At 66.6% G+C, this 22019-nt stretch carries 20 protein-coding genes; all 20 read left to right on the top strand.

Translation table 11 applies throughout. From position 1 onward, the window contains the following. Positions 1–8: 8 nt before the first annotated feature. The gene (locus AC3WN8_RS10540; RefSeq protein WP_492669367.1) at positions 9–356 is read left to right on the top strand and encodes an Mpo1-like protein; all 348 of its coding nucleotides are present in this window, start codon (positions 9–11) and stop codon (positions 354–356) included. A 97-nt stretch (positions 357–453) separates the two neighbouring features. Next, positions 454–1446 carry a cysteine synthase A gene (locus AC3WN8_RS10535; protein ID WP_492669366.1) on the top strand — a complete coding sequence of 331 codons (993 nt, stop codon included), beginning with the start codon at positions 454–456 and terminating at the stop codon, positions 1444–1446. Between the two features lie 44 nt (positions 1447–1490). After that, a complete protein-coding gene (locus AC3WN8_RS10530) occupies positions 1491–1802 on the top strand; it encodes a hypothetical protein (RefSeq protein ID WP_492669365.1) in 312 nt (103 codons plus the stop codon). A 383-nt stretch (positions 1803–2185) separates the two neighbouring features. Beyond that, positions 2186–2668 carry a division/cell wall cluster transcriptional repressor MraZ gene (locus AC3WN8_RS10525; RefSeq protein ID WP_492669364.1) on the top strand — a complete coding sequence of 161 codons (483 nt, stop codon included), beginning with the start codon at positions 2186–2188 and terminating at the stop codon, positions 2666–2668. Further along, complete coding sequence (rsmH, locus tag AC3WN8_RS10520) at positions 2665–3642, top strand: 16S rRNA (cytosine(1402)-N(4))-methyltransferase RsmH (protein WP_492669363.1); 978 nt, start codon at positions 2665–2667, stop codon at positions 3640–3642. The genes AC3WN8_RS10525 and rsmH overlap by 4 nt, the downstream gene beginning before the upstream one ends. Then, complete coding sequence (locus AC3WN8_RS10515) at positions 3639–4247, top strand: colicin transporter (RefSeq protein ID WP_492669362.1); 609 nt, start codon at positions 3639–3641, stop codon at positions 4245–4247. The genes rsmH and AC3WN8_RS10515 overlap by 4 nt, the downstream gene beginning before the upstream one ends. Beyond that, positions 4244–5941: a peptidoglycan D,D-transpeptidase FtsI family protein gene (locus AC3WN8_RS10510; protein WP_492669361.1), complete on the top strand. Its 1698-nt coding sequence runs from the start codon at positions 4244–4246 to the stop codon at positions 5939–5941. Before AC3WN8_RS10515 ends, AC3WN8_RS10510 begins: the two co-directional genes overlap by 4 nt. After that, complete coding sequence (locus tag AC3WN8_RS10505; RefSeq protein ID WP_492669360.1) at positions 5941–7356, top strand: UDP-N-acetylmuramoyl-L-alanyl-D-glutamate--2,6-diaminopimelate ligase; 1416 nt, start codon at positions 5941–5943, stop codon at positions 7354–7356. Before AC3WN8_RS10510 ends, AC3WN8_RS10505 begins: the two co-directional genes overlap by 1 nt. Beyond that, positions 7353–8729, top strand: coding sequence for a UDP-N-acetylmuramoyl-tripeptide--D-alanyl-D-alanine ligase (locus AC3WN8_RS10500; protein ID WP_492669359.1), 1377 nt, complete (start codon positions 7353–7355; stop codon positions 8727–8729). Before AC3WN8_RS10505 ends, AC3WN8_RS10500 begins: the two co-directional genes overlap by 4 nt. Then, positions 8729–9799 (top strand): phospho-N-acetylmuramoyl-pentapeptide-transferase, encoded by a 1071-nt coding sequence (gene mraY, locus AC3WN8_RS10495; RefSeq protein ID WP_492669358.1) that lies wholly within the window; start codon positions 8729–8731, stop codon positions 9797–9799. The genes AC3WN8_RS10500 and mraY overlap by 1 nt, the downstream gene beginning before the upstream one ends. Beyond that, positions 9796–11073, top strand: coding sequence for a UDP-N-acetylmuramoyl-L-alanine--D-glutamate ligase (gene murD / locus AC3WN8_RS10490; RefSeq protein ID WP_492669357.1), 1278 nt, complete (start codon positions 9796–9798; stop codon positions 11071–11073). The genes mraY and murD overlap by 4 nt, the downstream gene beginning before the upstream one ends. A 20-nt stretch (positions 11074–11093) precedes the next feature. Next, the gene (locus tag AC3WN8_RS10485; RefSeq protein WP_492669512.1) at positions 11094–12293 is read left to right on the top strand and encodes an FtsW/RodA/SpoVE family cell cycle protein; all 1200 of its coding nucleotides are present in this window, start codon (positions 11094–11096) and stop codon (positions 12291–12293) included. After that, on the top strand, positions 12290–13456 hold the full coding sequence (gene murG / locus AC3WN8_RS10480; protein ID WP_492669356.1) for an undecaprenyldiphospho-muramoylpentapeptide beta-N-acetylglucosaminyltransferase: 1167 nt from the start codon (positions 12290–12292) through the stop codon (positions 13454–13456). The genes AC3WN8_RS10485 and murG overlap by 4 nt, the downstream gene beginning before the upstream one ends. Further along, positions 13453–14883, top strand: coding sequence for a UDP-N-acetylmuramate--L-alanine ligase (gene murC, locus AC3WN8_RS10475; protein ID WP_492669355.1), 1431 nt, complete (start codon positions 13453–13455; stop codon positions 14881–14883). The genes murG and murC overlap by 4 nt, the downstream gene beginning before the upstream one ends. Beyond that, complete coding sequence (murB, locus tag AC3WN8_RS10470; protein ID WP_492669354.1) at positions 14880–15779, top strand: UDP-N-acetylmuramate dehydrogenase; 900 nt, start codon at positions 14880–14882, stop codon at positions 15777–15779. Before murC ends, murB begins: the two co-directional genes overlap by 4 nt. Next, entirely contained in the window at positions 15746–16696 is a 951-nt protein-coding gene (locus AC3WN8_RS10465; protein ID WP_492669353.1) for a D-alanine--D-alanine ligase, read from the top strand. Before murB ends, AC3WN8_RS10465 begins: the two co-directional genes overlap by 34 nt. Then, on the top strand, positions 16693–17667 hold the full coding sequence (locus AC3WN8_RS10460) for a cell division protein FtsQ/DivIB (protein WP_492669352.1): 975 nt from the start codon (positions 16693–16695) through the stop codon (positions 17665–17667). Before AC3WN8_RS10465 ends, AC3WN8_RS10460 begins: the two co-directional genes overlap by 4 nt. Continuing rightward, entirely contained in the window at positions 17648–18910 is a 1263-nt protein-coding gene (gene ftsA, locus AC3WN8_RS10455) for a cell division protein FtsA (protein WP_492669351.1), read from the top strand. The genes AC3WN8_RS10460 and ftsA overlap by 20 nt, the downstream gene beginning before the upstream one ends. Before the next feature lie 174 nt (positions 18911–19084). Further along, positions 19085–20521, top strand: coding sequence for a cell division protein FtsZ (ftsZ, locus tag AC3WN8_RS10450; RefSeq protein ID WP_492669350.1), 1437 nt, complete (start codon positions 19085–19087; stop codon positions 20519–20521). 198 nt (positions 20522–20719) lie between these two features. Beyond that, positions 20720–22019, top strand: a 1300-nt coding sequence (locus AC3WN8_RS10445; RefSeq protein ID WP_492669349.1) for a tetratricopeptide repeat protein, incomplete at its 3' end; no start/stop codon positions are given.

Raw genomic sequence — 22019 nt, 5'->3', positions numbered from 1 at the left:
GATGGGGCATGGACAGGCCGATCACGCGCTATGCCGATTTCTGGCCCTATTATCTGCGTGAGCACGCCCGGCCCGCCACGCGGCGGCTTCATTATGTCGGGACGGCGCTGACCTTCGTCTTTGCGGGGCTGGCATTGTCCCGGGGCGGCTGGTGGTGGCTGGCGGTGCCGATCGCGGGCTATGGTTTTGCCTGGGCCGCGCATTTCATGGTGGAACGAAACCGGCCGGCGACCTTCACCCATCCGCTCTGGTCGCTGGTCAGCGATTACCGGATGTTCTTCCTGGCGTTGTCCGGCAAGCTGGCATCGCATCTCGCACGTGCCGGCATCGGTCGATCCGGAGACAAGCCCTGCTGAATCCCGCCCTGCAAAGCCTTGCTTGGCGTCGCGCCGCTTTCGCCCTAGATCGAACATAAGACCCTTCCTCGAACGATCAGGCTTCAGTGACCCGCGCATGACCGTCTCTCCCGACACGCTTTCGCTCATCGGCAACACCCCGCTCGTCCGTCTGGCCGGGCCCAGCGCCGAGACGGGCTGCGAGATCCTCGCCAAATGCGAATTCGCCAATCCGGGCGCGTCGGTGAAGGATCGTGCCGCGCTGTTCATCGTCAACGACGCGGAAGAGAAGGGGCTGATCGGCCCCGGCGGCACGATCGTCGAGGGAACGGCTGGCAATACCGGTATCGGCCTGGCCCTCGTTGCCAACGCTAAGGGCTATAAGACGATCATCGTCATGCCCGAGACGCAGAGCCGCGAAAAGATGGACACGCTGCGTGCGCTCGGTGCCGAACTGGTGCTCGTGCCCGCCGCGCCCTATTCGAATCCGGGGCATTTCGTTCACACCTCTCGCCGGATCGCCGAAGAGACCGAAAATGCGCTCTGGGCCAACCAGTTCGACAATATCGCCAACCGCAAGGCCCACATACTGGGCACGGCGGAAGAGATCTGGGCGCAGACCGAGGGCAAGGTGGACGGCTTCACCTGCGCTGTCGGGACGGGCGGCACCTTTGCCGGGGTCGGCATGGGATTGAAGGCGAAGCGCGACGACATCGTGATCGCGCTGAGCGATCCGGACGGCGCGGCGCTCTACAGCTATTATGCCTGTGGCGAGCTCAAGGCCGAGGGCAGCTCGGTCGCCGAAGGGATCGGGCAGGGCCGCATCACCGCCAATCTGGAGGGCGCACCGGTCGATGCGCAGTTCCGCATCTCCGATGCGGCGGGTCTCGTCCAGGTGCATCGCCTGCTCGAGGAGGAGGGGCTGTGCCTCGGCCTGTCCTCGGGCATCAATGTGGCCGGTGCGATCGCGCTGGCGCGGCAGATGGGTCCGGGCAAGACGATCGTGACGATCCTGTGCGACACCGGATTCCGCTATCTGTCGACGCTCTACAATGCTGAATGGCTTGAATCGAAGGGGCTCGTCGTCCCGGCTTCGCTCAGGACCAACTGATCCGATATTCGACAAAGCGATTCCGCTCGACTATCGTCGATGGCGTGACGGCAGGATCGCATGACACCGATCGTCAGGAACGGCTCCAGCGGGTGCGCATCGGCGTTACCGGCCTGGCGGCGGTTTTCCTGGTGGTGATGGGCGCAGGGGCGTTGACGCGCTCCGCCAGCGATGAGAGGCCTGTCCAGGATCAGGCCGATGTCGAGGTGCCGAACGGGCTGCCCGAACTGGTCGGCAACAAGCTCGCCGACGAGGAGCTGCCCAAGGAACCGCTGGCCGAGCTGGGCGTCGCGCCCAGCACCGCATCCGACAATAATGCCGCACCGGCGGATCCGTCGAAGCGCAAGGGCCCCTGATCCGGGGCCTTGATAAGGGTTGGGGTCCGGCTGGGGTTTTCACGGGACACGTTCCGACTCCATAGTTCTCGTCATGCCGTTCGTCTTGAATTTGGGGCGTTTCACTTGCGGATTCGGTCGATTCTTCAACGGAAACTACGAACATAATAGGAACGATTCAAATATTGCGTGTGAAGTGTGATTTTGGATCCATAAAATAAGTAGTAAAATCAATATGTTACTTCTGTCCCTAGAAATCCCTAGAAAACCCCTTTATTCCCCGCACTGCCCCTGATACCTAATGCACACAGGCGGGGTCTCCCCAAGCAGCGATGATGCGCGGAAGCGGCGATGCCGTTTTTCCGAACGGGGAAGGCTGGCCTGGGTGCAAGGGCGAGCCGACGGTGACGAACAGGGAGATCTATGTCGGAGGGGGGCTGAGCGCGATCGACGCCAAAGGGCGAGTCGCGATTCCTGCCCAGCTCCGCGGATTGATCCTCGAAAACAGCGGCGGCGCACCCGAGATCGGCCTGGTTCGCAGCCGCAATGCGCCCTGTCTGACCTGTTTCGACAAACCCTATATCAAGCGCATCCCCGAAACGCTCGAGCGCGACTATGCTGAGCGCAAGGATCCGACGGTCACGCGCGAATATCTAGCGCGCCAGGCCTTCGCCACGATCGAGACCGTGCCCTTCGACACGTCGGGTCGCTTCATCATCTCGCCGCTTGTCCGCCGCCTCGGCAAGCTCGAGGACCTCGCCTATTTCTACGGCGTCGGCGACTATATCGAGATCTGGAATCCGACCCTCGCCATGGACTCGGATCTCGTGCCCGAGGAAGCGAAGATCGCGCTGGAATTCTTCCTCGAACAGCGGGGGGCGAAATGACCGCACCCGCTCTCCACGTGGCAATGCCCGACAATGCCGGTCCGCACGTCCCGGTGCTGCTCGACGAAGTGATCGCCGCTTTGGCGATCGCGCCGGGTGAGGTGCATGTCGACGGCACGTTCGGTGCAGGCGGCTATACCCGTGCGATGCTTGCCGGGGGGGCGCAGGTCTTCGCTTTCGACCGCGATCCCGATGCGATCCGCGAAGGTGCCGCGCTGGTCGACGAAAGCGGCGGCGCGCTGATCCTGGTGCCGGAACGCTTCTCGCGCATGGTCGAGGCGCTGGCCGAGCGCGGCGTGTCGGCCGTCGATGGCGTCGCGCTCGATATCGGCGTGTCGTCGATGCAGTTCGACCGTGCCGAGCGCGGTTTCTCGTTCCAGGCCGACGGGCCGCTTGACATGCGCATGGAGCAATCGGGCGAAAGTGCTGCCGATTTCCTCAACACCGTCGACGAAGCGGAGATTGCGGACGTCATCTATACCTTCGGCGAAGAGCCGAAATCCCGGCGGATCGCCCGCGCCATCGTCGCCGCACGCCCGATCGCGCGCACCGCCGAGCTGGCGCAGATCGTCCGCCGCGCCACCGGATACAAGCCGCACGACAAGAAGGATCCGGCGACGCGGACCTTCCAGGCGATCCGCATCCATCTCAACCGCGAGCTTGGCGAGCTCGAGGATGGGCTGGCGGCTGCAGAGCGTGCGCTCAAGCCCGGTGGGCGGCTGGCGGTGGTGACGTTCCACAGCCTGGAGGATCGTATCGTCAAGCGTTTCCTGCGTGATCGTAGCGGCGCCGCGCCGCAGGGATCGCGCCATCTGCCGGGCGCATCCGCCAAGGGTCCGGCACCCAGTTTCGAGGCCGTCGGCAAGGCGATACGCCCCGGCGAAACCGAGCTGGCGCGCAATCCGCGCGCTCGTTCGGCGACGTTGCGCGTCGCGCGCCGTACTGCGGCACCTGCACAGGAGCGCGCGGCATGATCGCAAAGCGTTTTCAGTCCTTCCAGCGGCTGGCCGCGGGCACCTGCGCGGTGATGGGCCTGTATATGATCACTTCGCAGGTCGCGTCCGAGCGGACCGATCTGGAGCGGGTGGACCGCCAGATCCTTTCGGCACGCAAGGATATCCGCCAGCTCCAGACCGAGCTGGGGACACGCGCCAGCCTGCGCCAGCTCGAGCGCTGGAACGGTGAAGTGCTGGCGCTGACCACGCCCGACGCCGATCAGTTCGTCGGCAACGAGCGCGCGCTGGCGACGCTCGACCGCTCCGGCATCGTCCCCGGGCCGCGTTACGCGCCGAGCGCGGTGTTGATGGCGATGACCAGCACGCCCGCCGCAGCGACCGTGCCGACCGCCGCGCCGGTGGCGAGCGATGCGGTCGAACGGCCTGCCGCGACTGTCGAACGTCGCGTGCTGGCGGAAGAGGCGCGCAAGCCGCAGCCCGTGCTTGTTGCCGCCGCCAAGCCCGAACCGAAGCGCAAGGAAGCGAAGAAGCCGATCGATCTGATCGAGGCGAAGCTGCTCGACGACGGGCTGATCGGCGAACTGGCCAGCCGCGCCAGGGCGGAAAGCGGCAGGCAGCGATGACCACGCTGATCGCCCGTCCGCACCGCGTTCGCGACACCGGCACCCGGCATCAGTGGCTGGCGACCGCGCATCTGCGCCTGATGATGCTGATGCTGATGTTCCTGGGCATCGGCACGCTGATCGGCGGGCGGTTGCTCTGGCTCGGCGCGTTCGGCGATCCGCCGCGCCGCGGCTATGTCGGTTCGACCTTCATCCCCGCCCGCGGCGACATCGTCGATCGCTTTGGTGTGCCGCTGGCGCGCACCATCGATGCCTGGTCGGTCGGCGTCCATCCCGACCGCCTGCTTGGCGATCCCGAGGATCTCGCGCCCCAGCTTGCCCGGTTGATGCCCGAGAAATCCGAAGCCGAATATCTGGCGATCCTGCGGTCGGGCAAGAGCTTCACCTATCTGCGTCGTCGCGCGCTGCCCGAACTGGTCTCGGCGGTGAACGCGCTGGGTGAACCGGCGATGGCATTCGCGCGCGAACCCGAGCGGCTTTATCCGCAGACCACGCTTGCCGCGCATGTGCTCGGCTATACCGATTTCGACGGCCATGGCGTGATCGGCATGGAAAAGGTGCTCGACAAGACCCTCACCGATCCGGCCACGCGCAGCACCCCGGTGATGCTGTCGATCGACAGCCGCGTCCAGGCCGCGATGGAAAGCGAGCTTTATGCCGCGATGACGCGGCACAGTGCGCTCGGCGCGACCGGCCTGGTGCTCGACGTCGATACCGGTGAGGTGATCGCGCTGGCGTCGCTGCCGGTGTTCAATCCCAACAAGTTCGGCAATTCGCCCGATGAGGCGCGCCGCAACAATGTGACGCAGAGCGTCTATGAGCTCGGCTCCACCTTCAAGCCGCTGACCATCGCCCAGGCGATCGATGGTGGCGTCGTCACCTCGATGGCCAAGCGCTACGACGCCACCGCGCCCGTCGCGATCGGCCGGTTCCGGATTAAGGACGATCACCCCTCGGGCCGCTGGCTCAACGTGCCCGAAACGCTGATCCACAGTTCCAACATCGTCACCGCACGCATCGCCGACGAAATGGGGCAGGCGCGGATGGAGGATCTGTTCCACAAGCTCGGTTTTGCGGCGGCGCCCGCGATCGATCTGCGCGAAAAGGGCTTCCCGCTCTATCCGCGCAACTGGGGCCGCGCGACCACGCTGACCACGGCTTATGGCCATGGCATCGCGGTGACGCCGCTGCATCTGGCCAGCGCCTATGCCGCGCTCGTCAATGGCGGCATCCTCCGGCCCGCGACGGTGATGAAGCTCGACAAGGATCATATCCCCAAGGGGCGCCGCGTCTTCACCGCGTCGACCAGCGCGCGGATGCGGCAATTGCTGCGCTTGGTGGTGATGGACGGTACCGGCCGCAAGGGCGACGCCGTCGGCTTCCGCGTCGGTGGCAAGACCGGCACCGCGGAGAAGCCGGGCGTCGGCGGCTATTCCAAGCGCGTCAATGTCTCGACCTTTGCCGCTGCCTTCCCGATGGACAAGCCGCGCTATGTGGTGATCGCGATGCTCGACGCGCCCAAGGGCACGGCGGAGACGTTCGGCCTCACCACGGCGGCCTGGACCGCGGCACCGGTGGTGTCGAAGGTGATCGCGCGCACCGGCCCGATGCTGGGCGTCATCCCCGACGAGAAAAAGGATGTCGATGTGTCCGACCTGACTCCGCTCCTCTGGAAGGCGAAGGGCGAGGAGTGATGCGATTGGGCGCGCTCACCGGGGGCACCGAGTCCGCACAGGTGACGGGCTTCGCGATCGACCATCGCAAGATCGCACCCGGCACGATCTTCGGCGCCTTTGCCGGCGCACGTTTCAACGGCGAGGATTTCATCGCCCAGGCGATCGCCGACGGTGCGGTCGCCGTCGTCGCGCGGCCGGAGGCGAAGGTGGAAGGTGCGGTCCATATCGCGGCGACCGAACCGCGTGCGGCGTTCGCGCGGCTGGCGGCCAAATTCTTCGCGCCTTATCCCGAGACGGTGGCCGCGGTGACGGGCACCAACGGCAAGACCTCGACGGTCGAACTCGCGCGCCAGCTTTGGCGCATGGCGGGGCATAATGCCGCCTCGATCGGGACGCTGGGCGTGACCACCGCGGGCGATCAGGCCAAGACCGGCCTGACCACGCCCGATATCGTCACGTTCCTGTCGAACGTTGCCGGGCTCGAACGCGAGGGCGTGACGCATCTCGCCTTCGAGGCGTCGAGCCACGGCCTGTCGCAATATCGTACCGAAGGCCTGCCCGTGCAGGCGGCCGCCTTCACCAATCTCAGCCGCGATCACCTCGATTATCACGGCGACATGGACTCCTATCTGGCCGCCAAATTGCGGTTGTTCTCCGAAGTGGTCGAGCCCGGCGGAAAAGCCGTGGTGTGGATGGACGATCCGGCTTCGGAAAAAGTGGTTCGCACGGCTCTCGAGCGGGGGCTCGGAGTGCTGGGTGTGGGAGAGCGTGGCGATACGCTTCGGCTGATCGCCCGTTCCCCCACCCAGTATGGACAATCGCTGACGATCGAGGCTGAGGGCGGCACCCATAAGGTGAACCTGCCGCTGATCGGCGCCTATCAGGCCGCGAACGCATTGACGGCGGCCGGCCTGGTGCTGGCCACCGGCGGGCCGCTGGCGACGGTGCTTGCCAATCTGGCGCGCGTACAGCCGGTACGCGGGCGACTGGAACGCGCAGTGGTCACCAAGGCAGGGGCGCCCGTCTATGTCGATTATGCGCATACGCCCGATGCGATCGAGGCTGCGATCGCGGCGCTTCGCCCCCATGCGCGCGGCCGGATCATCATCCTGATCGGCGCCGGCGGCGATCGCGACAAGGGCAAAAGGCCCGAAATGGGCGCTGCCGCGATCAGGCTTGCAGACCATGTTGTCGTCACCGACGATAACCCCCGCACCGAGGACGCTGCCGCGATCAGGCGTGACGTGATGGCTGGCGCGCCCGGTGCGGTCGAGGTTGCGGGGCGACGCGAGGCCATCGCCGCCGCGATCGCCGAGGCGGGGGCCGACGATATCGTGCTGCTGACCGGCAAGGGGCACGAACAGGGCCAGATCGTCGGCGATCTGGTGCTGCCCTTCGACGACGTCACCGTCGCGCGCGAGTGCGCGGCATGACCGCGCTCTGGACCTCCGCCGAGATCGCCGCGGCCGTTGCCGGCGCGGCATCCGCCGATTTCGCGGTGGGTGGCGTTGCATTCGATTCTCGCGAGATCGGCCCCGGCGACCTGTTCGTGGCGATGAAGGGCGAGGCGACCGACGGCCATCGCTTCGTCGACCAGGCATTCGCCAGCGGCGCGACCGGGGCGATCACCAGCCAGGCCGTCGATCATCCGCACATCCTGACCGCCGACACCATGGCGGCGCTGGAAGCGCTGGGTGTCGCCAGCCGCGCGCGCACCTCCGCGCGCATCGCCGGCGTCACCGGATCGGTCGGCAAGACCGGGACCAAGGAAGCGCTGGCGCTCGCGCTCGAACGCTCCGCGCCCGGCCGCGTCCATCGTTCGGTCAAGAGCTACAACAATCATACCGGCGTGCCGCTCAGCCTGTCGCGCATGCCCGCCGAGACGCGTTTCGGCATCTTCGAAATGGGGATGAATCACGCTGGCGAACTGGCCGCGCTGACGCAAATGGTGCGTCCGCATGTCGCGATCGTCACCGCCATCGCGCCCGCGCACCAGGCCTTCTTCGCCAGCGTCGAGGCGATCGCCGACGCCAAGGGCGAGATCTTCCAGGGGCTCGAACCTGGCGGCACCGCGATCGTGCCGTTCGACAGCCCGCATCGCGACCGGCTGATCGCCGCGGCCCAGCCTTTTGCCGGCAGCATCCTGACCTTCGGGCTGGGCGAGGGCGCCGATATCCGCGCGGTCGAAGCCGTGCCGGCCGCCAGTGGCGGCACATTGGTCACCGCGCATCTGCCCGGCGGCGAACTGGGCTTCACCATTTCGCAGCCCGGCATGCACTGGGTGTCCAACGCGATGGCGGTGATCGCGGCGGTTGAGATCATGGGCGGCGATCTGGCCGCGGCCGGGCTTGCGCTGGCCGAAATGCCCGGGCTCAAGGGACGCGGCGCGCGTCACCGCATCCCGATCGATGGCGGCAACGTGCTGCTGATCGACGAAAGCTACAACGCCAATCCGGCATCGATGGTGGCGACGATCCGCCAGCTCGGCAGGGAAATCGCCGAGCGCCGACTGGTCGTGCTGGGTGCGATGCGCGAGCTGGGCGAGGCGAGCGACCGGTTCCACGCCGAGATTGCGGGGCCGATCGAGGAAGCCAACGTCGATTTCGCACTGCTCGTCGGTCCCGAGATGGCTGCGCTCGCCACAAGGCTTGAGGGCAGCGTCGATTTCGCGCATGTGCCCGACGCCGCGACGGCACTCGAAGCCCTGTCGGAAATGCTTCAGCCCGGAGACGCGGTCCTCATCAAGGGGTCGAACTCTATCGGACTCGCCCGCGTCGTCGACGCGCTGGCGGGCGGGACGGACTGATGCTTTATCTGCTTGCCGAACAGCTTGGTTTCCCCGGCCTGCTGAACCTGGTCCGCTATCTCTCGTTCCGCACGGGCGGGGCGATCGCGACCGCCTTGTTCATCGGGCTGATCATCGGGCCGCGCTTCATCGGCTGGCTGCGCGTGCGCCAGGGCAAGGGCCAGCCCATCCGCACCGACGGGCCGCAGACCCATCTCGCCAAGCGCGGCACGCCGACAATGGGCGGGCTGATGATCCTGACCGCCGTCTCGCTGTCGCTGCTGCTGTGGATGGACATCAGCAACATGTATGTCTGGGCGTGCCTGTTCGTCACGCTCGGCTTCGGCGCGATCGGCTTCCTCGACGATTACGACAAGGTGCGAAAGGCGAGCCACAAGGGGGTTTCGGGCCGGACGCGGCTGGCGGCGGAATTCCTGATCGCGGGCATTGCGAGCTGGATGATCCTGAGCCAGTCGGGCACGCATCTCTACGTCCCCTTCCTCAACTATCCCCCGCTCGACCTGGGCTGGTTCTATATCGTCTTCGCGGCGTTCACGATCGTCGCCTTCGGCAATGCGGTGAATCTGACCGATGGCCTCGACGGCCTCGCCACTTTCCCGGTGATCATCGCCAGCCTGGCGTTCCTGCTGATCGCCTATCTGGTCGGCAACGCGAAATATGCCGGCTATCTTGGCATCCCGCACATTCCGGGGGCGGGCGATCTCACCATATTGTGCGGCGCGATCATCGGCGGCGGGCTTGCCTTTCTGTGGTTCAACGCGCCGCCCGCGGCGGTGTTCATGGGCGATACCGGCAGCCTCGCGCTCGGCGGCGCGCTTGGCGCGATCGCGGTCACCGCGCATCACGAGATCGTGCTGGGCATCATCGGCGGCCTGTTCGTCGTCGAGGCGCTGTCGGTCATCATCCAGGTGTTCTTCTACAAACGCACGGGCAAGCGCGTGTTCAAGATGGCGCCGATCCACCATCATTTCGAACAGCTCGGCTGGTCGGAACCGACCGTCGTCATCCGTTTCTGGATCGTATCCATCGTGCTGGCGCTGGCCGGCCTGTCGACGTTGAAGCTGCGGTGATCGTCTCCGACGCCTTTGCCGGAAAAAACTATGCGGTGCTGGGCCTCGCGCGCTCGGGGCTGTCGACCGTCGGCGCGCTGACGGCGAGCGGCGCGCGGGTGACCGCATGGGACGAACGCGCCGAGGCGCGCGCCGCGCTCGGCGCATCGGTCGAGATCGCTGATCCGATGGACATCGACCTGGCCGGGTTCGACGGCGTCGTGGTTTCGCCCGGCGTGCCGCTCAACCGCCACCCGATCGCGCAAAAGGCGCGCGACGCGGGCGTAGCGGTGATCGGCGACATCGAATTGTTCGCGCAGGCGCGCGCGTCGCTGCCCGCGCACAAGGTGGTCGGCATCACCGGCACCAACGGCAAATCGACGACGACCGCGCTCATCCATCATATCGTGAAGACCGCCGGCCTGCCGACGACGATGGGCGGCAATATCGGCCTGCCGATCCTAGGCCAGGATCCGCTGGCGGCGGGTGGCGTCTATGTGCTCGAACTGTCGAGCTACCAGATCGACCTGACCCATTCGCTCGATTGCGACGTCGCCGTGTTGCTCAACATCACGCCTGACCATCTCGACCGTTATGACGGGTTCGCGGGCTATGCCGCGTCGAAGGAACGGCTGTTCACGTTACAGTCGGCCGACCATGTCGCGGTCATCGCGACGGAAGACGATCCCAGCCGCGCCATCGCGTCGCGCGTCAATCATCGCCTGCTGCGCGTCGCGGGCAGCGATGCCGGCGATCAGAGTGATTGGCCGACCCTGCAAGGGCCGCACAATGCGCAGAATGCGGCGGTCGCGATCGCCGTCGCCCGCGCGCTCGGCATCGACGAAGATGCGATCGCGGAGGGGCTGCGCAGCTATCCGGGCCTGCCGCACCGCATGGAGCGCGTGGCCGAGCGCAATGACGTGCTCTTCGTTAACGACAGCAAGGCGACCAACCCGACGTCGACCGCACCGGCACTCGCGGCCTTTCCGGCGATCCACTGGATCCTGGGTGGGCGCGCCAAGACCAACGAACTCGACGCTTGTGCGCCGCATTTCGGCCATGTCCGCGCTGCCTATACGATCGGCGAGGCCGCCGAGATGTTCGCCGATCTGCTGCGCCCCCATATGCCCGTCAGCCTGTGTGGCGATCTGCGGGCAGCCGTGGCACGCGCGGCAGACGCCGCGCGGCCCGGCGAGACCGTGCTGTTGTCGCCGGCCTGCGCCAGCTTCGATCAGTTCAAGGATTATGAGGCGCGGGGCGATGCCTTTCGCGCAGCGGTGGAGGCGCTCGTCTGATGGCCACGATCCCAGGCCCCATGACCGGTCCCGTGGTGCCCCGCAGCAAGGCGGTGGTCTCGCGCCAGAATACGCGCGACAAGCATCCCCAGCTCGGCCTGTGGTTCTGGGAGATCGACCGCGTCCTGCTGCTGCTCGTCACGCTGCTGATCTCGATCGGCATCATCGCGGTTGCCGCCGCGTCGCCCGCCGCTGCCGAGCGTTATTCGGAAGGGGCGGTGCGCTTCGACCAATATCATTATCTCTACCGCCAGCTCGTCTGGGTGGTGCTGAGCGTTCCCGTGATGCTGGTCATCTCGACCATGCCCAAGGAACGCGCGCGGCGCATGGCATTGGTGCTGGCGTGCATCTTCCTGTTTTGCCTGGCGCTGGTGCCTATCCTCGGCGCCGAAGTGAATGGCGCCAAGCGCTGGATCGGTTCGGGTTTCGCGAAATTCCAGCCGTCCGAATTCCTCAAGCCCTGCTTCACCGTTGGCATGGCCTGGCTGCTGTCGCTGAAGGTGCAGGACCGCACATTGCCGGTGGTGCCGCTGTCGGCGCTGCTGATGGGCGTCGTTGCGCTGCTGCTGATGAAACAGCCCGATTTCGGCCAGACCGTGATCTTCGGCACCGTCTGGCTGGCGCTGCTGCTGCTTTCCGGCGTCAGCATCAGGATCATGGGCTGGCTGTTCGGCGCGGGCATTGCCGGCGTCGTCGGCGCTTATCTGTTCTACGACACGGCGACGCGGCGCATCAACGACTTCATCTTCCAGACCGGCGACACCTACCAGACCGACATGGCGCATGCGACGCTGACGGCAGGCGGGTTGCTGGGTACGGGCCCTGGTGGCGGTGAAATGAAGTTCCGCCTGCCCGAGGCGCATACCGACTATATCTTCTCGGTGATCGGCGAGGAATTCGGGCTGATCGCGTGCCTGGGTATCGTGCTGCTCTACGTCGCCATCGTCGTGCGCGTGTTCGTGAAGCTGCTCGACGAGGAGGATCAGTTCCAGCTCCTCGCCGCCGCCGGCCTCACCACCCAGTTCGGCGTGCAGGCGATGATCAACATGTCGGTCAATACGCAGCTTGCGCCGTCCAAGGGCATGACCTTGCCGTTCATCAGCTATGGCGGTTCCTCGATGCTCGCTTTGTCGCTCGGCTTCGGCCTGTTGCTGGCCTTCACGCGCCGGAACCCGTATCTCGTCCGCTCTCCCTATGTCTTCAAATGGAGCGGCAAATGACGGTCACGCGTCACTTCGTCCTCGCAGCCGGTGGAACCGGCGGCCACATGATTCCGGCGCATGCTCTTGCGGCCGAGCTGATGAAGCGCGGTCATCACGTCGCGCTGGTCACCGACGATCGCGGCGCGAAGATCCCGGGGCTGTTCGACGGCGTGCAGACCCATGTCCTTCCCGCGGGGCGGATCAGCAAGAGCCCGGCTGCCCTGTGGGCGGCTGGCCGTGCGATCCTGGCGGGTCGCGCGATGGCGATGCGTCTCTACGAGACGTTCGAGCCGACGGCGGTGATCGGTTTCGGCGGCTATCCCGCGCTGCCCGCTTTGCTCGGCGCGCTCAAGGCGGGCATCCCGACCGCGGTTCACGAGCAGAATGCGGTGCTCGGCCGGGTCAACCGGCTGCTCTCCGGCCGCGTCGACGCGATCGCGACCGCCTATCCCGAGGTCAGGCGCCTTTCCGCGCGCCATGCCGGCAAGGTGCATCTGGTCGGCAACCCGGTGCGCGACGAGGTGATGGCGCTGCGCGGCGAGCCTTTCCCGGCGCTGGAGGAGGATGGCATTTTCCGCCTGCTCGTCACCGGGGGCAGCCAGGGCGCGACGGTCCTCTCGTCGGTGGTGCCCGATGCGCTCGGCCTGTTGCCGCTCAATTTCCGCCGGCGGATGCAGGTGACGCAGCAATGCCGGGTCGAGGACATCGATCGGGTCCGCACCATCTATGCCGATTTCGGCATTCCGGCCGATCTCGCCACCTATCTGCCCGACCTGCCCGAACGGCTCGGCTGGTCGCATCTCGTGATCGCCCGCGCCGGCGCATCGACCGTCGCCGAGCTCACCGTGGCCGGTCGCCCGGCGATCCTGGTGCCTTTGCCGTCGGCGACCGACGACCATCAGACCTATAATGTCGCCGAGGCGGTCGCGGCCGGTGGCGCGCGGGCGATCCCGCAGCATCTGTTCACCGCGGTCGAACTGGCCAAGCAGATGCAGAAACTGGCGCTGGAACCCGGATCGCTCGCCAATGCCGCGCGGCGCATGTGGCAATGCGGCCGGCCCAATGCCGCCAGCGATCTCGCCGATCTGCTCGAAAGCCTGGGCGCCGCGCCGGTGCAGAACATCGTCCCCGCCACGACGGGACGCGTCGCCGCGCCGAACGGAGAGGGCGCGCTCGCATGAGGGGTGTCAACACCGAGATCGGAATCATCCATTTCATCGGTATCGGCGGGATCGGCATGTCCGGCATCGCCGAGGTGATGCACAATATGGGCTATTCGGTGCAGGGCTCCGACATGGCCGAAAGCTATGTGATCGAAGGCCTGCGCGCGCGCGGCATCAAGGTGATGATCGGCCAGCAGGCGGAGAATGTCGAAGGGGCGGCGGTCGTCGTGACCTCGACCGCGATCAAGCGCGGCAATCCCGAGGTCGAGCGCGCCTATGAGCTGCGCATTCCCGTCGTCCGTCGCGCCGAGATGCTCGCCGAGCTGATGCGGCTGAAATCGACGGTCGCGGTGGCGGGCACGCACGGCAAGACGACGACGACCTCGATGATCGCCGCCGTGCTCGATGCCGGCGGAGTCGATCCGACGGTGATCAACGGCGGCATCATCAACAGCTATGGATCGAATGCGCGGCTCGGCGCCAGCGAGTGGATGGTGGTCGAGGCCGACGAAAGCGACGGCAGCTTCCTGCGTCTCGACGGCACGATCGCGGTCGTCACCAATATCGATCCCGAGCATCTCGACCATTATGGCTCGTTCGACGCGGTCAAATCGGCCTTTATCGAATTCGTCGAGAATGTGCCTTTCTACGGTGCGGCGTTGCTGTGCCTTGATCATCCCGAAGTGCAGGCGATCCTGCCGCGCATCCGCGACCGCCGTGTCGTGACCTATGGTTTCTCCGCCCAGGCGGATGTGCGCGGCGAACAGGTCACGCCGATCCCGGGCGGCAACCGCTTCGACGTCGTCATCCGCAGCCGCGACGGATCGCTCCGCCGGATCGAGCGTGTCGAGCTGCCCATGCCCGGGCGTCACAATGTCCAGAATGCGCTCGCCGCGATTGGTGTCGCGCTGGAGATGGGCATCGACGATGCGACGATCCAGCAGGGTTTCGCGCGCTTCGGTGGGGTGAAACGGCGCTTCACCAAGGTTGGCGAAGTCGCGGTCGATGGCGGCACGGTGACGGTGATCGACGATTATGGTCACCATCCCGTCGAGATCCGCGCCGTACTGGCGGCCGCGCGCGAAGGCGTGGCCGGCCGGGTGATCGCGGTCGTCCAGCCGCATCGCTATTCGCGGCTGGGCAATCTGATGGACGAGTTCCAGCAGGCGTTCAACGACGCCGATATCGTCTATGTGACGCCGGTCTATGCTGCCGGCGAAGCCCCGGTGGAGGGCGTCGATTCCGCGGCCCTGGTCGCGGGGCTCAGGCAGCGCGGGCATCGCGCGGCCAATGAGATCGCCAGTGCGTCGGCGCTGGCCGAGGCGCTGGCCGCCGACGCACAGCCGGGCGACATGGTCGTGTGCCTGGGCGCGGGTGACATCACCAAATGGGCGGCGGGCCTTGCCGATGGCGTGACCGCCGTGCGTGCCGGAATGGCGGCATGAGCGCACTCGACACCATCCCCCATGTCCGTGGCAGGATGACGCCGCAAGCACCGCTTGCGCCCCTTGTCTGGTTCAAATCGGGCGGTGCGGCCGAATGGCTGTTCGAGCCCAAGGACGTCGAGGATCTGGTCGGCTTTCTCGCCGATCTCGATCCGTCGGTTCCGGTCATGGGGCTTGGTCTCGGATCGAACATGATCGTGCGCGACGGTGGCGTGCCGGGTGTGGTCGTCCGCCTCGGCAAGGCATTCGCCAGGGTCGAGCGTCTCGATTCCACCACCCTGTCGTGCGGCGGCGGGGCAAGCGGCATCCTGGTCTCGTCCACCGCGCGCGATGCCGGGATTGGCGGCCTCGAATTCCTCCGCTCGATTCCCGGCACGGTGGGCGGTTTCGTCCGTATGAACGGCGGCGCCTATGGCCGCGAGGTCAAGGACGTGCTGGTCGATTGCGAGGTCGTCCTGCGTTCGGGCCAGCGCAAGATCCTGGGCCTGGCCGAACTCGGCTACACCTATCGGCACAGCGAATTGCCCGAGGGCTGCATCGTGGTCGGCGCGACCTTCCGGGGTCATGTCGACGACCCCGCCGCGATCCAGGCCGAGATGGACCGCATCGCCGCCGAGCGCGAGGCTTCGCAGCCGCTGCGCTCGCGGACCGGCGGATCGACCTTCAAGAATCCGCTGGGACACAAGGCCTGGGCGCTGATCGACGATGCCGGCTGTCGCGGCCTGCGGATCGGCGATGCGCAGGTGTCCGAAAAACACTGCAACTTCCTGCTCAACCTCGGTTCGGCGACATCGGGCGAGATTGAGGAACTGGGTGAGGAAGTGCGTCGCCGCGTGAAGGCGAAATCGGGCGTCACGCTCGAATGGGAAATACAGCGTATCGGAGTGACCAAGTGAGCGAGCCCCTTCACATCGCGGTGCTGATGGGCGGCTGGTCGGCCGAGCGTGAGGTCTCGCTGTCGAGCGGCACCCAGATCGCCGATGCGCTCGAAAGCCTGGGCCACAGGGTCACGCGCATCGACATGGATCGCAATGTCGCACAGGTGCTCGCCGGCGTGCGGCCCGATGTCGTGTTCAATGCCCTTCACGGTTCGCCCGGCGAGGACGGAACGGTGCAGGGCATGCTCGATCTGATGCAGATCCCCTATACGCATAGCGGGATCGCCACGTCGGTGATCGCGATCGACAAGGAACTGACCAAGCTGCTGCTGGTGCCGCACGGCATCCGCATGCCCGAAGGGCGGATCGTCGAGAGCGCGACGCTGCATGATGCCGACCCGATGCCGCGCCCCTATGTGTTGAAGCCGGTCAATGAGGGTTCGTCGGTCGGCGTCGCGATCGTGACGCAGGGCGGCAATTACGGCGATCCCATCGGCCCCGATGTCGAGGGGCCGTGGCGGCATTTCGACCGTCTGCTGGCGGAACCCTTCATCCGCGGTCGCGAGTTGACGGTGGCGGTGCTGGGGGATGAGGCACTCGCGGTCACCGAACTCAGGCCCAAGAGCGGCTTTTACGACTATGACGCCAAATATACCGACGGGCTGACTGACCATATCTGTCCCGCCGACATTCCGAGCGATATCGCCGCGGCCGCGCTCGACATGGCGTTGCACGCGCACCGCCTGCTCGGCTGCAAGGGCACGAGCCGTTCGGATTTCCGCTGGGACGACGAACGCGGCCTGGCCGGCCTCTATCTGCTCGAGGTGAATACCCAGCCGGGTATGACTCCGCTCAGCCTGGTGCCCGAGCAGGCGAAATATCGCGGCATTTCCTATGCCGCGCTGTGCGACCGCATCGTGAGGGACGCCCTATGAGCAGCGCATCCACCATCCGCAGGGGCAATGCCGGCCGTGCGCGACCCAAGGTTGCCGGCCGCAAGCCCGTGTCCAAGCGCAAGTCGATGATGACCCGGCTGGTCGAAACCCTGCCCATGCCGGTCGAGACGATCCAGCGCCTGGCCGGCTATGGCGTGATCGCGCTGATCGTGCTGCTCGCCGGGACGGCCGCGACGATCATGGGCGTGCCCCAGGCCGCGGGCGTCGCGCTTGCCGAAATGACGGGACGCGCCGGGTTCGAGGTCAAGCGCATCGAACTGACCGGCATCGACCGGATGGAGCGGCTGACCGTCTATGCCATCGCGGCCGACCAGCATTCGATGGCGATGCCGCTCGTCGATCTGGAGAAAGTGCGCCGTCAGCTCATGACCTATGGCTGGATCGCCGATGCGCGCGTGTCGCGCCGGCTGCCCGACACGCTGCTGATCGACATTGTCGAGCGCAAGCCCGCCGCGATCTGGCAGAATGCGCAGAAACTGACGCTGATCGACGCCACCGGCGTCGAACTGGAGCCGGTCTCGATCGGGGCGATGCCCGATCTGCCGCTGGTCGTCGGGCCCGACGCCAACAAGCAGACCGCGGCCCTCGACACGCTGCTCGAAGCGGCGCCCGCGCTCAAGCCGATGCTTGCCGGCGCCACCTGGATCGGCAAGCGCCGCTGGGATCTGCGCTTCCAGTCGGGTGAGACGCTCGCGCTGCCCGAAGGCGCGCCGGAGGCTGCGGCGGCTTTGGTGAAATTCGCGCGCATGGACGGCACCGACCGGCTGCTCGGCCGCGGCTTTGTCCGTTTCGACATGCGGATCCCCGACAAATTCTACGTCCGCCTGCCGCCCAAGGGTGCGGCGCGATCGATCGTTCCCGACGAAGCCACCACCGCCAAGGCGGATGGTGACGACAAGCAGGCCAAACCAGCCAAGAAGGACAAGGGCAATGGCGCAACCGCGGGTTGAAGGGCTGATCACCGCCCTCGACATCGGCTCATGGAAAGTCTCCGCGCTGATCGCGGAGCGGACCGAGAGCGGTGAGATCAACGTGCTCGCCACCGGCCAGCGCGAGAGCCAGGGCGTCAAGCGCGGCTATATCGCGGACATGGCGGCAACCGAACGCGCGGTGCGCGAGGCGGTCGAGCAGGCCGAGCGCATCGCGGGCACCAATATCGAGGATGTCTGGGTCAGCTTCTCCGCGGGCGGACTGGTGAGCGACATCGCCTCGGTCGAGGTCGAGCTGGGCGGGCACCGGATCGAGCAGGAGGATATCAACGAACTGCTCGCTGCCGGCCGCGGCTCGATCGACCCCGATGGCCGGATGGTGCTCCACGCATTGCCCACGCTTTATACGCTCGATGGCCTGCGCGGGGTGAAGACGCCGCTCGGTCTCCATGCCGATCGCATGGGCGTCGATATCCATGTCGTCGCTGCCGACGGATCGCCGGTCCGCAATCTCGATCTGTGCGTCCGCTCCGCCTATCTCAAGGTCAAGTCGATCGTCGCCTCGCCGGTGGCGACGGGCATGGCGTGCCTGACCGACGAGGAGCGTGAGCTCGGCGTCGCGCTGGTCGAGCTGGGTGCGGGCGTCACCAATGTCTCGCTGTTCGCTGGCGGCATGCTGGTCGGGCTGATGTCGATCCCGTTCGGCGCCGCCGATATCACCGATGACATCGCTTCGGCCTTCGGCACGCGGCGCACCCATGCCGAGCGGATGAAATGCTTCTACGGCTCTGCGACGACCAGTCCGCGCGACAATCACGACATGATCGAGGTCGCGCCGATCTCGCCCGACGGCGATCAGGCGGATACGACGCGGATCACGCGCGCGCAGCTCATCTCGGTCATTCGCCAGCGGCTCGAACATCTGACCGGAGAGATCGGCAAGGCGCTGAACGAACTCGGCTTCTCCGGGCCGGTCGGTCGCCAGGTCGTGCTGACCGGTGGCGGCGCGGAGCTGAAGGGCATCGCCGATTATATGCAGGGCGCGCTCGGCAGGGCCGTGCGGCTGGGCAAGCCGCGCGGACTGATCGGGCTTCCCGACGCGCATAGCGGGCCCGGTTTCGCGACGCTGGCGGGCCTGGTTCAATATGCCGCGGCCAATCCGGTCGATCTGCGCGCGATCGTGCCCGCGCAGCAGATGGTGCATCGCGCGGCGGGAACGGGGCTGATGCAGCGCCTGATCACCGCCTTTCGGGCCGGTTATTGATGAACCGGAACGGCTCGTGCGGTGGCTTGACCACAAGGGGCAGGGGGTCCTGTCATCGACTCGACACAATTTTTTATTCCCGGATTAACTTTTTTGGTGATTCCGCGAATCGGTTAGTGCAAAAACGTCAAGGGGCATTTGCTTCGCCCGCGACGAAGCTTGGGAGTTAAACAAATGAGCATCGAATTCATGCCGCCTGAGGTCGATGAACTTCGGCCCAGGATCAGCGTCATCGGCGTCGGCGGCGCGGGCGGCAACGCCATTGCCAACATGATGGCGAGCCAGGTCCAGGGTGTGGACTTCATCGTCGCGAACACCGACGCGCAGGCGCTCAACGCCTCGCCGGCGGAGCGGCGCATCCAGCTTGGCCTGCGCATCACCCAGGGCCTCGGCGCCGGTTCGCGGCCCGAGATCGGCCGTGCCGCCGCCGAAGAGGCGATGGAGCAGATCGATCGCGCGCTCGACGGCGCGCATATGTGCTTCGTTGCGGCGGGCATGGGCGGGGGCACCGGCACCGGTGCTGCGCCGGTGATCGCGAAAGCGGCGCGCGACAAGGGCATCCTGACCGTCGGCGTCGTCACCAAGCCGTTCAGCTTCGAAGGCTCGCGCCGCGGACGCTCGGCCGATGCCGGCATCGAGGAACTGCAGAAGCATGTCGATACGCTGATCGTCATTCCGAACCAGAATCTCTTCCTGATCGCCAATGCGAACACGACCTTCAAGGAAGCGTTCCAGATGGCCGACGAAGTGCTGCAGCAGGGCGTGCGCGGCATCACCGACCTGATGGTCATGCCCGGTCTGATCAACCTCGACTTCGCCGACGTCCGTTCGGTGATGGGTGAGATGGGCAAGGCGATGATGGGCACCGGCGAAGCCGAAGGCGACGGTCGCGCGATCGAGGCTGCGGAGAAGGCGATCGCCAATCCGCTGCTCGACGGCGTCTCGATGCGTGGCGCCAAGGGCGTCATCATCTCGATCACCGGTGGTGAGGACATGCGCCTGATGGAAGTCGACGAGGCCGCCAATCACATCAAGGAACTGGTCGATCCCGACGCCAACATCATCTGGGGTTCGGCGTTCAACAACGACCTGCAGGGCAAGATCCGCGTTTCGGTGGTTGCGACCGGCATAGAGGCTGAAACCTCGGTCCAGCCCGAACCCGCCCGCGTCTTCGCATTTCCGACCGCGCGCGACCGCGCGCCCGAACCGGTGAAGGTCGCGCCCGTCCAGGACGCGCCGGAGATCGCGACTGAAGTGGCGGAGCTTGCCGCTTCCGAGCCTGTGGCGGCCAGTGCCGAAGACGAGCTGCTGCTCGACAATGGCCGGATCGTCGAGGACGAAGCGGACGCGCCGCTCGACCTGACCGTCGAAGCGCCCGAGGCGGCGGAAGCCGCGCCCGAACCCAAGCCCGCCACGCCGAGCTGGCTCGCTCCCGAGGTCGAAGCCGCTCCTGAGCCGCGCGCGCCGCGTGTCTCGACCGGTGGTGGCACGCTGTTCGAGCGCATGTCGAATATCGCGCGCGGTGCGGCGAAGGGCGACGAGGGCGATACCGAGGGCAAGGCCGATCCGCTCGACATCCCGCGATTCCTGAATCGCCAGAACAACCAGTAAAGGGGGCGTCCACCGCTTGCGGTGGACGATCGGAGGGGCCGGACGATCGGGAGCGTCGCTCTCGCCGTCCGGCCCTTTCTGTATCTGCGCCATGATCGCTCTTCGGCTCAACCGATCAGGCTCTGGAGACGGCTGGGCGGGATTGCGCTTGCAATTCATCCGGGCTTCATCGACACCGCGCTCAGTGCGGGATCAGCCATGACAATCATCCAGACTTTCCGTGCGACCGCGGCGGCGGCGCTCGTGTTCCTGACGCCATTCGCCGTGCATGCGCAGTCCCAGGCCATTTCCGATGCCCAGGCTGGCCGTGCTCTGTCCGAGGCGCTCAATACGCTATCGTCCGATCCGCAGAATGTCAGCGCGCTGATCGAGGCTGGCAATGCCGCGCTCGCGCTCGAGGATCCCAATGGCGCGCTCGGCTTTTTCGCGCGCGCCGAACAGGTCGACCCGCGCAATGGCCGGGTGAAGGCCGGACTCGCGCGCGCCATGCTGATGACCGAAAAACCACGCGAAGCACTCAAGCTGTTCAATGACGCGGTCGCGCTCGGCGTCACCGAGGCAGAGATCGCGGGGGATCGCGGGCTCGCTTATGATCTGCGCGGCGACACGCGACGGGCGCAACGCGATTATGCGTCGGCGCTTCGGCACGGCCCCGATGCGGAAGTGACGCGGCGGCTGGCGCTGTCGTACGCGATCAGCGGTGAGCGCGAGCAGGCGATGCAGACGCTCGATCCGTTGCTGCGGAGCCAGGATCGCGCCGCGTGGCGCGCGCGCGCTTTCGTCATGGCGATCGGTGGTGATGTCGATGGCGCCAATGGCGTGGCGCGGACGGTGATGCCGGCCAATCTTGCCCAGCCGATGGCGCCGTTCTTCGCGCGCCTGCCGTCGCTGTCGGCGTCGCAAAAGGCGGCGGCGGTGCATTTCGGGCGTATCCCGTCCGATGGCAGGACCACGCAGAGCTTCGCTGCGGCGGATATCGACGCACGCTTGCCCCAGCCTTCGGCACGTGGGCAGGTGCCGATGAGCGAGCCGATGGATTCGGGGCATGAAGCCGATGACGACCTGCCTGCCAATGTGCAGCCGGCGCCGGTTTCGCGCGAACCGCGGCGGCGGCCGGGTGCCCCGGTGGCGCTCGCCGCACGGGCCGATCCGCCGCGCCCGACACCCGCGGCATCGACGCCGACCCGGGCGCTGACGCCATCGCGGATCGTGACGCCGGCTGCATCGGCGCGATCCGACCTTGCGCCGGCCGTTCCGCCGGCTACTTCGGCAACCGCGCCGACCGTACGCGACAATGCGCCGGCGCCGGGCTTCAGCGAACCCGTGACGGCACCAATCAGCCAGAGCGAGCGGGTGCGGCTCGCCCAGTCGACACCGTCATCGAGCGTGGCTGTGACTGCCGCAATGCCGGTGCGGAACGAGGCGCCTGCGCCCACACCTGCCGAGACAGCGCCTCCAGCCGGCCCACCCTCAACGTCGCCCCCCCCGCTTGAGCGTT

Source organism: Sphingobium sp. FW305-3-2-15-F-TSA7, from assembly GCF_058787155.1.
This window is presented reverse-complemented; position numbering and strand designations above follow the sequence as displayed.

Coding starts and splice junctions, on each gene's coding strand:
- AC3WN8_RS10515 (WP_492669362.1), top strand. CDS start 3,639: ATGATCGCAAAGCGTTTTCAGTCCTTCCAGCGGCTGGCCGCGGGCACC.
- AC3WN8_RS10540 (WP_492669367.1), top strand. CDS start 9: ATGGACAGGCCGATCACGCGCTATGCCGATTTCTGGCCCTATTATCTG.
- ftsA (WP_492669351.1), top strand. CDS start 17,648: ATGGCGCAACCGCGGGTTGAAGGGCTGATCACCGCCCTCGACATCGGC.
- AC3WN8_RS10460 (WP_492669352.1), top strand. CDS start 16,693: ATGAGCAGCGCATCCACCATCCGCAGGGGCAATGCCGGCCGTGCGCGA.
- mraY (WP_492669358.1), top strand. CDS start 8,729: ATGCTTTATCTGCTTGCCGAACAGCTTGGTTTCCCCGGCCTGCTGAAC.
- rsmH (WP_492669363.1), top strand. CDS start 2,665: ATGACCGCACCCGCTCTCCACGTGGCAATGCCCGACAATGCCGGTCCG.
- murG (WP_492669356.1), top strand. CDS start 12,290: ATGACGGTCACGCGTCACTTCGTCCTCGCAGCCGGTGGAACCGGCGGC.
- ftsZ (WP_492669350.1), top strand. CDS start 19,085: ATGAGCATCGAATTCATGCCGCCTGAGGTCGATGAACTTCGGCCCAGG.
- AC3WN8_RS10485 (WP_492669512.1), top strand. CDS start 11,094: ATGACCGGTCCCGTGGTGCCCCGCAGCAAGGCGGTGGTCTCGCGCCAG.
- AC3WN8_RS10465 (WP_492669353.1), top strand. CDS start 15,746: ATGGGAAATACAGCGTATCGGAGTGACCAAGTGAGCGAGCCCCTTCAC.
- AC3WN8_RS10510 (WP_492669361.1), top strand. CDS start 4,244: ATGACCACGCTGATCGCCCGTCCGCACCGCGTTCGCGACACCGGCACC.
- AC3WN8_RS10505 (WP_492669360.1), top strand. CDS start 5,941: ATGCGATTGGGCGCGCTCACCGGGGGCACCGAGTCCGCACAGGTGACG.
- murC (WP_492669355.1), top strand. CDS start 13,453: ATGAGGGGTGTCAACACCGAGATCGGAATCATCCATTTCATCGGTATC.
- AC3WN8_RS10535 (WP_492669366.1), top strand. CDS start 454: ATGACCGTCTCTCCCGACACGCTTTCGCTCATCGGCAACACCCCGCTC.
- murB (WP_492669354.1), top strand. CDS start 14,880: ATGAGCGCACTCGACACCATCCCCCATGTCCGTGGCAGGATGACGCCG.
- AC3WN8_RS10500 (WP_492669359.1), top strand. CDS start 7,353: ATGACCGCGCTCTGGACCTCCGCCGAGATCGCCGCGGCCGTTGCCGGC.